Below are 12,261 nucleotides of genomic sequence, written 5' to 3'. Positions count from 1 at the left end.
TGAAATGCAGGACGTTCTCGCAGACTGGGGCTGGAACGGACCAGCCGAAGAAAAGCCCGACTGGCTGACGATCTGATTTATGGGTTCACAGCCTAAGTTAGCCTAGGTTGGGGAACCCTGTGTTGACAAAACACCGATCGATGACCCTGCTTGGAATCGGTTGGCGCAGCAAGACATTCATCCGGGGGACGCGGTGATTGTCGCGCGCGGGACCGAGGCGAACCTGATGCCGCGCCTCATGTCTCACGTATGGTTGAGCAGCGTTCCCCGAGCAGGAACCGTCGGATCTCCTCGCCGACCGCCACCACAGGCTCTGTTCACAATGCTTGATCAACTTTTAGCAAAAATCTGCCGCAGGTATACGAACCTTTGCCCGGATGATCCGTTGACGCAATCGGCGCACGGGGCACATCTTGGGAGATTGTTATGCGTATTGCGATATTTAGCGCCGCAGCTGGGTTGGCGGTAGCCGCGACCCCGGTTGTGGCCCAGACAATTAGCTCGGCGAGTTATGTGATGAAGGCGGGCGCGGGCGATCTATACGAACGCGAATCGAGTCGGATTGTCCTTCAAACGACGGCTAATTCCGGCTTGAAGCGGTTTGCGCAAATGATGGAAAGGGATCACTCGAAAAGCACTGCGGAAGTGAAGAAGGCTGCATTAATGGCTGGCGTACATCCGAAGCCGCCGAAATTGACACCCGAGCAGGCCCGCAACATTGCTGCGCTACGGGCTTCGAGCGGCGCCGATCGTGATATGCTCTACATTTCACAACAAAAGGCGGCGCATCAGGACGCGCTAGCTCTGCACCAAGCCGAGGCTGCCAGCGGACGCTCCAAGCCGCTGCCGATAGTGGCCTCGAAAATCGTGCCAGTGGTTCAGCATCATATCGAGATGCTCAACAAGATGTGAGATATGCGTCCCGCTGCTGGGACCCTAGCGGCGGGAGCATGCTTAGGTGTTGTCTACTGCTACAGGTCGGCAACGTTTGCTTCGCGGAGGGGTCGGTCGCATTCAAGGAGTGCTGGTGGCTCTAAGTCGGCCTCGCCGATTCCCGGCTTGGCGTTGCCAGGAGGGCGATCAGATGAATTCAATCAAGTTGGCACTCTGCAACCGCGCCACATTGCACTAGTACTAATTACTCCGCGCCGGTTCGACACTCAATCCGAACTTTTGGTGTCGAAAGGATCGACGTGAATGGATGGCAGAAGTTGGGAGGCAGGCAGAGCGCGCTGAACGGCCACATATGGGTCGTGCCGGGCGCTATTCAATTCGTCGGAGCCATGTGATCTCGGTCGTTTCATCGGCACTATTCGCGCGCGTCGAACGTGCCCGCTTCGACCGCGATGGGTCGTGCGATTGGATAGAATTGAGTCGTTTAATTTTTACAACTTGGTCAACGGACGGCAGCTATTCGAAATTCGCCGACCAGGACCGGTCTGTCCGCAACCAGCCCCGTCGCAACCGTTTCGAGATGACTTGGCGATGACCTCTCCGGGCCAATTGCGAGCCGTCTGTTTCGGTCAGAGAAAAGTCTGCAGCTGAGAGCGAGCAGCACTTTATCAGAGGTGCCCTTTGGCCCTTCTGCCGGTGCGGCCCTCTGGGAATTCGGTTCGAGGCCTCCATTAGCTGACTGAGTTAAGTTCGCCCAAGTGTATCCAGAGGCCCCGAAGCGAGGTGCGCGAGAATACGCTTTAGCGCCGCAATGCTGTTTTCATCTTCGGCATCCTCAAGCGCGTCCTGCAGCACCGTGCGGATGTTGTCGGCTCCGACCAGCTCCATCTGCCAATTCGGATACAGACGCTCGCGCTTTTCCACACACCGGTCCAGTTCGACGATGTCGTTATGGCGCGGATCGCTATGAAGGCTCACGATCAGGGTCTCAACCTCGGCGGGCGGGCCCTCGATCCACTGGAAGAAGACGCCGCTGCCGAAAACCAGCACCCCGGTGATGTCGCGAGCGACGTTGCGGCGTTGCGCCCACTCGACCATGCGGCCGACCTCAGCGTCGTCGACGCCTTCGGCGGCACGACTGCAGTAGACGAAAGTCGCCAGCGTGGGCTCGGCATCATCCACGTAAGGGTCGCGTGGAAAACCGTATTCGTCGAACATAGGTTAGCTCGCTTTGTCTATGCCGGGCGGGTTGGGCGGTCCGGTGGGGCAGCGGCAGGTTAGCGCCTCTTTTTCATTTGTGTAAGGAAGCATAGGAGCCCCATCCCTGCTCCGGGCGAACGACCGCTTTTGCGCAAGGCCCGACTACGACGGAAAAGCACAGTTTAAGGCGGGTTACGCCGCAGCGGTTAGCTACACCAACCCGGCCGTTAGCCTACCGCGATCATCACCTCGTTGCGCCGAAACGGCGGCGCTACGAACGGCGAGTTGTAGAAGGCAATCACAACACCGCCGGTCGCTTCGAGGTCCCGCGCTGATAACCACTCTCGCAGGCGCATCTCCTGTTCGGCTAGCCTTGTGTCACTGCCGAGGCCGGCGAAGCGGACCACCGCCTTCCGGCGCGCGGGAATTTCTGCAGCGGTGACGCCGTCGGGCATATCGGGCAACGTCGCTGCGGTGAAGCGCGCAGGCATCACGAAGCGCGTGCGCCAGGCATCCATCGCGCGGTCCGATAACACTGGCGCGGTCATTGCGATCTTTTCGCGCTTGTTGCCAAAGATATACTCCGCCAGCCGTTGAAATCCTGCTTTGAGCGCGACGCTCCGCTCGGCGAGGACGGCGGTTTCCACCACGAGGATGGCGGCATAATCGCGCAGCTCGAACGCACCGTCTTTCTCGACGATTGTATAATCAGGCTGTTCGAGATTTCGTTCGTACAAGCCCAACCCTCCGGTCACGAGCGTTGCAAGGCCAAGCCCAAGAGCGCCCCAGCCAAGAATGTTGTGCGTCTTCATGTCACGCTCCAATACTGATGCGGTTTAGATCAACATCCTATCCGACTACTACAACCTCGCAGACCTTGAACCATCGCCAATTTGGGCGAGGCATGCGCGACCGCTTTGATGATCGTCCGAAGCGCCAGCGGAGGGATGCATTTTTTGGCGTGCGTTGACGACCGGCTGTCTTAGCCACCCATTGGAGTTGGGATGGACCGCCATGACGAGATTTCGGTTCTCTCGGCAATGGCAATCCGATGGCCGACGTCGGGTAATCCGCTATGAACAGATTTAACCCAAGCTGTTCCGCAGGGGATCAGCACGACGGCGACGAGCGAACCTAGACGAGCGTGCCTTGCTTTCATCGCTCTCGAGCCTGCGCTTCGCTAAACAGCATTATGAACCGCACCGGGTCTGCCGGAGGCCTTGGGTTGTGAGTCACGCTGCCATATCGATGTTGTCCGCGGCAGCATAAAATTGATCTTCGGCTTCAGCAGGCGGGATGTTGCCGATGGGTTCCAGCAGCCGGCGATGGTTGAACCAGTCGACCCACTCAAGCGTGGCGTACTCGACGGCTTCGAAGCTGCGCCATGGTCCACGGCGATGGATGAGCTCGGCCTTGTAAAGGCCGTTGATCGTCTCGGCCAAAGCGTTGTCGTAACTGTCGCCGACGCTGCCGACCGAGGGTTCGATCCCGGCTTCGGCGAGGCGTTCGGTGTACTTAATAGACACGTATTGCGACCCACGATCGCTATGATGGATGAGACCGCCCCGATGGGTCGGCCGGCGATCGTGAAGCGCCTGTTCCACCGCATCGAGGACGAAGCTGGCATGCGCCGTCCTGCTGGCCCGCCAGCCAACGATCCGCCGAGCATAGATGTCGATGACGAAGGCGACGTAGACGAACCCCGCCCAGGTCGCGACGTAGGTGAAGTCCGACACACACAGCATGTTCGGCGCTGGCGCGTAGAACTGGCGGTTGACGTGATCGAGTGGGCACAGCGCCGCCTTGTCGCTGATGGTCGTGCGCACCGGCTTGCCCCGGATCACGCCTGCTAGACCCATCTCGCGCATCAGCCGGGCGACCGTACAGCGGGCGACGGGCACGCCCTCCCGCATCATCTGCCGCCAGACCTTGCGCACGCCGTAAACCGCGAAGTTCTCGGCGAACACGCGCGCGATCTCGGGCTTGAGGGCCGCATCCTGCCGCGCTCGCGCCGACAGGCGTGTCGGATCCTGTCGCTGCGCGACGCGCTCGTGGTAGGTGGATGGGGCGATCGGCAGGACGCGGCAGATCGGCTCGACCCCATAGGCATCGCGGTGATCATCGATAAACGCGATCATCGCCGGAACGGGCGGTCGAGCTCCGCCTGCGCAAAATATGCGGACGCTTTGCGCAGAATCTCGTTGGCCTGCCGCAGCTCTCGGACCTCGCGTTCTAGCGCCTTCACCTTGTCGGCAACTTCGGTCGGGACACCGGCGCGCTTGCCGCTGTTCACCTCCGACTTCTTCACCCACTCATGCAGCGTCTGCGGCACACAGCCGATCTTCTCCGCGATCGACACCACCGCCGCCCAGCGCGAGGAATGATCCCGCTCGTGGTCGAAAACCATCCGTACCGCGCGCTCGCGAACTTCTGGCGCAAACTTGTTTGTTGTCTTGCTCATACAGGCTCCACCTTCTCAGGAGTTGGAGCCTCCGGCAAACCCGGCGCGGTTCATTATGCAACTCCGCTACCGTCAAGATTCGTGTTGAATGCATGCTTATCAATGTGCGAGCCGTGCCCGTGACGCTCCGGGTGGTGGTTCCGCGGCAACGTAAGGTATCGACACCTGCCGTCTGATGTGTTGATCTCAGATATTGCTATCGTCACAAGAACGAAGCGCGGAGAAGGCTCATGGGGCAGGCGAGTAGGGCGTTGGCGAGACCAGCCATCGACCGTCACAGCTTAAAACGGCTTGAGACGCACTTCATCGCTCCGGAGATCTATCGCCGGGAAGACGTGGCTGAGCGCCACGCAAAGCTGGCGCGAATCGTATCGAACGAGATCGTCCCGCGGCTGCTTAGGTTGCACACCGAGGCCGTTCCGGCTGCCCCGCCAGTCACGCTCGTTATCAAGACGCTGGCCCCGACGAGCGCCGACATCACCGGCCTCGCCGACATCGTGCTCGGCAGAGATCTGGATGCAGCCGCCGCGTACGTGCTGATCCTGCGCGATCGCGGACTTTCGATGGAGACCTTGTTCCTCGAGCTGCTCGAGCCCACCGCCCGCCTGCTCGGCGAGATGTGGGATCGCGACGAGTGTGATTTCATTGATGTCACCTTGGGCGTTGCCCGGCTGCAGAAGCTGCTCGCGATCTTCAACGACACCCATATCCTATCGTCGCTGGACGAGCGTCGCCATGTCCTGATGGCGATGACGCCGGGCAACCAGCATTCCTTCGGGGTCAGGATTGTGGAGCGGTTCCTGCTGGCTGCCGGTTGGCAGGTTCGGACCGAGCTTGAGGGAACGTCCGAGGACATCGCCGACATCGCCAAGAACACGTGGTTCGCGGTTGTCGGGTTGACGGCGGGGTCGGAGCGCCAACTCGAGAGCATGCGCACCACGATTTCGCAGATACGTCGAGAGTCTCGCAATCAGACGGTCGGCATCATGGTAGGCGGGCCGATGTTCACGGCAAATCCGGCGCTTGTCCAAGACGTCGGTGCGGACGCTACGGCACCAAATGCGCCGTCCGCCGTGATTGTTACACAGAAACTGTTCGATCTCGCGGCGACCGAATTGCGGGACACTACGCGGCAGTAGACCGGACCGGGTATCTCGAACGGTAGCGATGGCGCGCCCGTCGAAGCAGGCGGGGTGCCCTTGCAAACGTCGTCATAAGGGCGATCCGGAGGAATGAGAGAGATCACGAACCAGACGCCTTTGGAACGAACATAGCCGATCAGGATATAAATGACTGGCTGGGTTTAGGAGGCGGCGGCGTGTTTCCACATGTCCAAAGGTGGGTTCTCCTGAGGCCAATTCTTTGACCTCTTACGCGCGTCTCGGCTTCAGCCGTGGCAGTCTGGAAAGGCTGGGATAACGAAAGCACCAAGCGAGGACGCTTTGAGGAAAAGCGGTCCGCTGACGGATTCGTGTTCGACAATCGACTATGTGATGCGGGCTACATTTGCGCACGCGTTTACTGAAAGTAGCGCCGTCTCAGCCCATCTGTGGCGCAGTTAATGGTGGCAATTCACACGACGAGCGCGCCTCCAGCGCCGAGGATCTCGCCGATGCATTTGAACAGCTCGTCCATGACGACCGGCTTACCGAGGACTCGGTCAGCGCCGGAGCGCAAGCAACGGGCCGTGGCAGGCCCCGAACCCTCCGCAGTGACTACTACAATCGGAAGGTTCGCCTTCGCGTCGCCCCGTCCGCGTATGCGCTCAATAACCGTGTGACCATCCATGCCGGGCATTCGCAAATCGACCAAAACGCAGTCGAAGTCTTTGGCGTCAAGCTGGGCAAGGCCGTCCTCGCCGCTCACGCATTCGTCGGTCACTCCTCCGGCCACGTCTAGCATGTCGCTAAGGACCCGTCGGTTAAGTGCGTCGTCCTCAATGCAGAGAAAACGCAGCTGCTTCATCACGCCGCTAGCCGCAGCCGATTTCGACCGTCCCTTTTCGCCTGATAGAGCGCCGCATCCGCGCCGCGTAATACCTCCTCTGCGCCTGAGACGTCGATCGAGGCCAGCCCGCCGCTAGCCGTCACGCGCACAGGGCGCCCGTCGACCACGATTACCATCTCGGCGATAGCAACTCGTAGCCGCTCGCAGACGATCATTGCCTGATCGAGCGAAGAGTGCCGAAGGAGGACGGCGAACTCCTCGCCCCCGATACGGCTTACGACGTCGTCGCCCCGCACAGTCGCCATTGCGATGCGTCCGAATTCGCGTAGCACGCGGTCGCCCGCTTCATGTCCATAGTAGTCGTTCACATGTTTAAAGTGGTCGAAGTCGAAAATGGCGACGCACCCGAACAACGGCTGCAGCTCCGTGTTTTCGACTAGCCTGTCAAGTTCCAGCTGGAATGCTCTGCGGTTAGGAAGCTGGGTCAGGGGATCAGTCAACGCTGCGTGAAACAGTTGCGCCTCAATCACCTTGCGGTCGGATATGTCGCGAAGCACGCTGACGACGCCTTCCACGGCCCCGGCGTCGTCGCACACTGCGCGGCTGTGGGTCTCGAACCATCGTTCAGCGCCGTTTGCGGTGAGCGCTCGGTATTCGAAACTTACCATCGCGCCGCCACTGCGCAGCGTCAGAATGTGCGACTTGGCCGCTGACGGGCGATCTTCCGGAACAACGAGCAGCGCAGCGTTCTGCCCAACAAGGTCCGAAGGCTCGAACCCGCCCAGCTGCATTATGGAGGGCGAGACGAAGCGGACGCGACCATCGATGTCTAGATTAAGAATTATGTCCGTCGAGTTGTCGGCCAGCAAGCGGTAGCGCGCCTGGCTGTCTCGCAGTTCGCGGATCAGGTTAGTGCGCCTCGCGAGGTCGGCCGAGATTGGCAGCACGGTCAGTACAGTCGCGGCGAGATAGAACTGAAGAAACTGCATGTGGTCGCCCATTGTCCCATGCAGCAGGCTGATCGGTCCCAAACCTTGCAAGGTAAGGCTGCATCCGACAATTGTAAGGAGAACGACCGACATGGCGGCCGTTAGCGCCCCGCCACGGAACGTGGCGAAGATCACGGGAAGGAACGGCAGGAACAGGAGCGGCATGCTGTCCTGATCGAAGACGGCGAAGCTCGTGCCAACCACAAGAAACAGCAGCACTGCCGTCTCCGCTGCGCGCTTGCGAGTCGTTGCCCTGATCCACCCACGGAGGTCATGTCTGAAGAGGAGCATGAATACGGGCGTAAACGTCAGCGACCCAAGCGAATGGCCCGCGAACCATCTCGCGAATGACGCGCTGAAGTCTGCGCCAATTACGATCGAAGCAACCGACGCACCGCCGATGCCGCTCACGGCGGGCGCGAGCATCCCGGTTGTAAGGACAAAGCCCGCCAGCCAGCGCATCGACTCCAGCGGATGCTTCGGTATCTGGATATGTCTTAACAACGTGGCGGCGATGACAGCTTCGGAGAGGTTGATGATCGCCAGTGGCACCGCCGCTGCTCCGCCAAGTCCGAATAGCGCGGTCACCGCCGCGCCCGCGCTTCCGCAAGCTAGCAGATGCGCGGGCCAAGCGCTTGGCCGCAGCGTTGCCAGCCTCGCGATGAGGAAAGCAGTAGCAACCCAGAGGAAAGCCACTCCACCGTCGAAGCGGGTGGTTGTAACGGTCGCTGCTGCGACGACAAAATAGCCGGCAGATGTCGCGATAACCGATTTCGTAGCGATCTGATTTGATGTCTCGTCGCCCATACGATTGGCCTACGCCGAGAAGGTAAAGATGCAGTTCTGGGGGAAGCCGCCTCAGCTTTTTCGTATCAGACAGCCAAAGAATCGCGACCGCCTCATCAATCCGCCCGGCCGGACAATCGTAAAATGGGTTCCGCGTTTCGGCGTAAAACCATTCAGATAAGACCTAACGTCGGACATCAAAGAATCGACCGATTACGAGCAGCTCGCGGTGGATGAACTGCAAGGGTCCTCCCGGTCGCCAAGCCCACCCAACAGCGCGCTCACCTCGATCGAGCGTCCGTTTTCGCGACTCTTGGTAAAATCAGCGAGGCAGACATGTCGATGGGGCGCACGAGGGTGGCGGTTTGCGTTAGTTCGGCAGCATCATTGGAAGATGATCCAACGTCCACTGTTGTGAAGCCGAAAGCACGCTGCGAGTGACCGGGATTGGATCCTGTTGAACCGTCATTGAGGCACGATAAGCTGCACCTGCCCACCATTGTAGTCGGTAAGGAACAGCATTTTATCGCCATCGGCGACGCTAATTGAGCGTGGAAAGTAAGTTGCCGCCAAGATCGTCGTTGGAGCCGACCCGCTCGGCGACGAATCGAGCAAAGCGAGGTTGCCGGTCGCCTTCGCCCCTGCGAACCGGTTAGAGTTCGCCACCGCCAAGCGTTTGCCGTCCGCGAACAGCGCCAGTCCGACCGGCGCCTTTCCGCCACTGTCCCTTGCATCAATAAACGCGTGCGCAGGGTCGGATTCCAGAAGAGCAGATGAGAAGGCGAGCACCTTATCGTCACCACGAGCCGCCACCCATACCGTTCGCCCGTCCGGTGAGACCACCGTTCGTACCGGCGAGCAGCCCGCCGCGCTGGCCGAGATTACCGCATCGACACCGCCTTGCTCGGCTTTCGCAACATCGACGACGGACAAAAGTCCGAAAGGCTGCGCTGGTCCGTCGCCCTGCCGGCAGCCACCATGGGCGAGAGCTGGCATTCGTCCATTAGCCGCTCGAGCCCCCGGCTTTGCCACCTCGCTGGTCACGTACAGCCGCCGACTGTCAGGTGAAAGGGCTACTCCCGCCACCGCAGCGCCACCCGTCGCGATCCGGCCAACCAGCTTGCCTCCTACGAGAACGCCCTTCTCGTCATAAGATAAGGCGAGCACTCCAACGTTGCCCCGAACGTCGTGTCCCCCTGCATCTTTAGCCGCCACCCCATACTCGTTGGCGACGAAGGCGAAGCGTCCGTCGGACGTGACCGCGACATCCAGGCTACCCTGCCGTGATGATTTAATGCCGAGCGGCACGGCTACACCCTTGGCCTTGCAACTCGCTGACACCGCTACACGGTCAAACAGGAACACGCCTGCGTCACCTGCCGCAACAATCAATGATTTGCCGTTGGGCGTGGTTGCCAAGCCCATCACCTGCGGCGCATCGACGGGCTGAAGGCAGCGAAATGTCAATCTGGTGGGGGATGGCCCGGAAAAGACAAGCAGGCCTGTTTCGCTGCCCGGCCGTCCGTTGGAAGTAACCGTGACGATCAGGCCGTCGGCGCTCGGCAGTGCCGTGAACGGGTGGCCGTTCGTCGCCAACGGGGGGGCGGTCTGGGCAGCGGCCATGCTCGCCGGCAGCAGGAAAGCAAGTAACGCTAAACGCATCGGTCCTCCCGGATCGTTAGTGGTCGTAGTCGGGTCTAGGTATACGCAGCCCGTCAGAAATCTTCAGCAGCTCTCTCCGGCCTTCAACACGAGATGCCCAGGAGCGAAGCAACATCGGATTCTGGAGCTGAGCTGAAGGCGGTAAACCGGGGTGAACGAATGGCGAGTATTGGGGGACGAATATTAGGCCTTGAGCATCTGCGATTGGGGCTTGTCGCGGATTTCGCCATGAAAGGTGTCTTTCTGATATGAGTCTTCCATGTTCGCGAACTGATTTCAGCTACGCTTTAGCCGCGCTCGCGACAAACGCCGGTCCTCGAGGGAATAGTATAGCCAGATTTCGCTGTCTCGACTGGTGACGGAGGCGGCGAAAGCGATGTCGCTCGCCGTCCGGTCGGGTACCGGCGGCGGGGTAATCAACGGCTCGATGCAGCGGTCGATCACGCGCGTCAGCTTGCGGTCGAATGCCACCCAGCCGATCCGCCAGCGCGCGTCGTGGGTTGCGCCGTTGTAGAACATTACCGGCATCTCGGGATCATCAAGCAGCATCGGACCGGTCGAAAGGTGCCAATTGTCCCACCCATCCTCGCGCGGCATGAACGGCGTCGGCTGCTCGTCCCATGGCCCATCCACCTTCAGGCCGATCGCCAGGCCGACACGGCTCGCCTCGTCGGCGGCATATTCGTAGAACAGGCTCCATCGCCCATCCTTCTCATGATCGACGGTCGCTTCCTTGGTGTTGCCGAGCGATTTTGTGGAAGCGAGCGCAACGCCAGTCTTCACGAGTTTGTCGACACTTGGCCCGGTGGCGTAGAACATCTCGCCATGCGCCATGTCTGCCTCGACGCCGGTATAATAGACGACGTAGCTGCCGTCCTCCATCTTTACCACGGTAGGATCTTCCACCCCGCCCGCATCCTTTTCGCCGACGGCGCCGGGCACGATTGAAGGCTGGTCGAGCATTGCGAAATGCACGCCGTCATCGCTCCAGCCGGCCCAGATGATGCCCGTGTCGGTCATCGGCTTGCCGGGCTGCGTCACTGCGCGCACCATGATGCCGAAGCGGCCGTCCGGCTCCAGCCAGACATACGGACTCATGAGGTCGCGCGCCATGAGTAGCGGCGGCCCCATCAGGTGGATGTCCTGCAACTCCTGCACGTTGAAATCGACCGCATTGGACGACGGATAGACCAGAACCTTGCGGTCGCCGGTCACGCTGTCGGCGGGCAGGCGCGACCGGATGATTGGCACGCCGGGCGCGATCTCAGACTGGTTCGTGGCGCCGGCCGCCGAGGAGGGGGCCGCGGGCTTGCCCCCGATCATGCGCCGAGTGCCTGCATCAGCGAGAGGCCCCCGTCGATCACGATCCGCGCGCCGGTGATGTACGACGCCTTGTCCGAGGCCAGGAACACCGCGAGATCGCCGACCTCGTCAGGCCTTCCCGCCCGATCCATCGGGATGTTCTGTTCCATCGTCTTTCGATAGACAGGATCGGCGCTCGCGCGCTTGTTCATCGGCGTTAGAATCATACCTGGCTCGATCGCGTTCACGCGGATGCCGTTGGGCGCCTCCTCGATCGCGAGCGTCTCGATCAGATTGGTTAAGCCGCCCTTGGCCGCGCAATAATCCGCCCCGCCGGCGCGCACCGCATAGGCGTGGATCGACGATATGTGGATGATCGCACCCGGCATGTTCGCGGGTCGGTCTCGGACGAACCGGCGCGAGGTAAGGAACGCGCCGGTCAGGTCAGTATCGAGCATGCGCTGCCATTGCGGCATCGTCATTTGCCGCACCGGCACACCCGCCATGTTGATTCCAGCAGAGTTGACCAGCACGCTCACGAGCCCGAACGCCTCCTCCGCTTCCGCGAATGCCGCCTCCACAGATGCTTCGTCGCCAACGTTGCACTGGACCGCGATCGCCTCGCCACCTGCCGCCTTCACCTTGACGACGGTGTCGCTTCCGTCGTTATGGGCATCGTGGAACAGCACCACCACCTTGTCGCCCAGCGCTCCGAAAGCGATCGCGCACGCCGCGCCAATCCCACTCTCAGCGCCGCTCACCAATACGCACCTGCCGTTCGCCATCGCGTTACCCTTTTCGAATCTCTTCCGATCGTATCGGCGCGAGCTTCAACGCGAGCCATTATCATCTTTGTCATGTCACTGCCGGCGAGCCGCCTGGCAGTAGAAAATATCAGCGTCAGCTGCCGTCTTCCGACTGAAAGATCGTGCTCAAAGCGACCGCTCGGCCAACATGAACGAACGGTCGATTTCGGGAAGCTGGAAATGCACGAATACCGGCGGCTTATGGCTCTGGCCC

10 protein-coding genes and 1 other annotated feature are annotated in these 12,261 nt (G+C 60.7%); of the genes, 2 read left to right on the top strand and 8 right to left on the bottom strand.

Annotated elements, in window-relative coordinates; all coding sequences use genetic code 11:
- Window positions 1–426: 426 nt before the first annotated feature.
- Complete coding sequence (locus ABIB28_RS17785; protein WP_354289387.1) at window positions 427–912, top strand: DUF4142 domain-containing protein; 486 nt, start codon at window positions 427–429, stop codon at window positions 910–912.
- Between the two features lie 726 nt (window positions 913–1,638).
- Here ABIB28_RS17785 and ABIB28_RS17780 read toward each other — a convergent pair.
- The 3 genes from ABIB28_RS17780 to ABIB28_RS17770 all read right to left on the bottom strand — a co-directional run bounded on the left by ABIB28_RS17780 (window position 1,639) and on the right by ABIB28_RS17770 (window position 4,555).
- The gene (locus ABIB28_RS17780) at window positions 1,639–2,112 is read right to left on the bottom strand and encodes a BLUF domain-containing protein (RefSeq protein ID WP_354289385.1); all 474 of its coding nucleotides are present in this window, start codon (window positions 2,110–2,112) and stop codon (window positions 1,639–1,641) included.
- Between the two features lie 209 nt (window positions 2,113–2,321).
- Window positions 2,322–2,906, bottom strand: coding sequence for an SOUL family heme-binding protein (locus ABIB28_RS17775; protein ID WP_354289384.1), 585 nt, complete (start codon window positions 2,904–2,906; stop codon window positions 2,322–2,324).
- 420 nt (window positions 2,907–3,326) lie between these two features.
- Window positions 3,327–4,555, bottom strand: a protein-coding gene (locus ABIB28_RS17770; RefSeq protein WP_354289383.1) for an IS3 family transposase whose coding sequence is annotated in 2 segments (ribosomal slippage) — window positions 3,327–4,267 and window positions 4,267–4,555 — 1,230 coding nt in all. Because the reading frame shifts where the segments join, the coding sequence is not laid out codon by codon here.
- Window positions 4,158–4,274: a sequence feature (AL1L pseudoknot), on the bottom strand. Its footprint overlaps the gene before it by 117 nt.
- Before the next feature lie 251 nt (window positions 4,556–4,806).
- Here ABIB28_RS17770 and ABIB28_RS17765 point away from each other — a divergent pair.
- The gene (locus tag ABIB28_RS17765; protein WP_354289382.1) at window positions 4,807–5,694 is read left to right on the top strand and encodes a cobalamin B12-binding domain-containing protein; all 888 of its coding nucleotides are present in this window, start codon (window positions 4,807–4,809) and stop codon (window positions 5,692–5,694) included.
- 433 nt (window positions 5,695–6,127) lie between these two features.
- On the opposite strand, the gene ABIB28_RS17760 is transcribed toward ABIB28_RS17765, so the two are convergent.
- From ABIB28_RS17760 to ABIB28_RS17740, 5 genes are all read right to left on the bottom strand, one after another.
- Window positions 6,128–6,520, bottom strand: a complete 393-nt coding sequence (locus ABIB28_RS17760; protein ID WP_354289381.1) for a response regulator — start codon at window positions 6,518–6,520, stop codon at window positions 6,128–6,130.
- Window positions 6,520–8,298 carry a sensor domain-containing diguanylate cyclase gene (locus ABIB28_RS17755; protein ID WP_354289380.1) on the bottom strand — a complete coding sequence of 593 codons (1,779 nt, stop codon included), beginning with the start codon at window positions 8,296–8,298 and terminating at the stop codon, window positions 6,520–6,522. The genes ABIB28_RS17760 and ABIB28_RS17755 overlap by 1 nt, the downstream gene beginning before the upstream one ends.
- A gap of 444 nt (window positions 8,299–8,742) precedes the next feature.
- Window positions 8,743–9,900 carry a beta-propeller fold lactonase family protein gene (locus ABIB28_RS17750; RefSeq protein ID WP_354289379.1) on the bottom strand — a complete coding sequence of 386 codons (1,158 nt, stop codon included), beginning with the start codon at window positions 9,898–9,900 and terminating at the stop codon, window positions 8,743–8,745.
- Window positions 9,901–10,215: 315 nt separating this feature from the next.
- Window positions 10,216–11,262, bottom strand: a complete 1,047-nt coding sequence (locus tag ABIB28_RS17745; RefSeq protein WP_354289378.1) for a glycoside hydrolase family protein — start codon at window positions 11,260–11,262, stop codon at window positions 10,216–10,218.
- Window positions 11,259–12,026 (bottom strand): SDR family oxidoreductase, encoded by a 768-nt coding sequence (locus ABIB28_RS17740; RefSeq protein WP_354289377.1) that lies wholly within the window; start codon window positions 12,024–12,026, stop codon window positions 11,259–11,261. Before ABIB28_RS17740 ends, ABIB28_RS17745 begins: the two co-directional genes overlap by 4 nt.
- Window positions 12,027–12,261: the final 235 nt, after the last annotated feature.

Origin of the sequence: Sphingomonas sp. UYEF23, assembly GCF_040546165.1 — a bacterium.
Lineage (GTDB): Bacteria > Pseudomonadota > Alphaproteobacteria > Sphingomonadales > Sphingomonadaceae > Sphingomonas > Sphingomonas glacialis.
The sequence above is the reverse complement of the archived record's forward strand: the minus strand, read 5'-3'. Positions and strand labels throughout refer to the sequence as shown.

What these genes read in the sequence shown, in the direction of transcription:
- ABIB28_RS17785 (WP_354289387.1), top strand. Translation starts at nt 427, where the DNA reads ATGCGTATTGCGATATTTAGCGCCGCAGCTGGGTTGGCGGTAGCCGCG.
- ABIB28_RS17780 (WP_354289385.1), bottom strand. Translation starts at nt 2,112, where the DNA reads ATGTTCGACGAATACGGTTTTCCACGCGACCCTTACGTGGATGATGCC.
- ABIB28_RS17775 (WP_354289384.1), bottom strand. Translation starts at nt 2,906, where the DNA reads ATGAAGACGCACAACATTCTTGGCTGGGGCGCTCTTGGGCTTGGCCTT.
- ABIB28_RS17760 (WP_354289381.1), bottom strand. Translation starts at nt 6,520, where the DNA reads ATGAAGCAGCTGCGTTTTCTCTGCATTGAGGACGACGCACTTAACCGA.
- ABIB28_RS17755 (WP_354289380.1), bottom strand. Translation starts at nt 8,298, where the DNA reads ATGGGCGACGAGACATCAAATCAGATCGCTACGAAATCGGTTATCGCG.
- ABIB28_RS17750 (WP_354289379.1), bottom strand. Translation starts at nt 9,900, where the DNA reads ATGGCCGCTGCCCAGACCGCCCCCCCGTTGGCGACGAACGGCCACCCG.
- ABIB28_RS17745 (WP_354289378.1), bottom strand. Translation starts at nt 11,262, where the DNA reads ATGATCGGGGGCAAGCCCGCGGCCCCCTCCTCGGCGGCCGGCGCCACG.
- ABIB28_RS17740 (WP_354289377.1), bottom strand. Translation starts at nt 12,026, where the DNA reads ATGGCGAACGGCAGGTGCGTATTGGTGAGCGGCGCTGAGAGTGGGATT.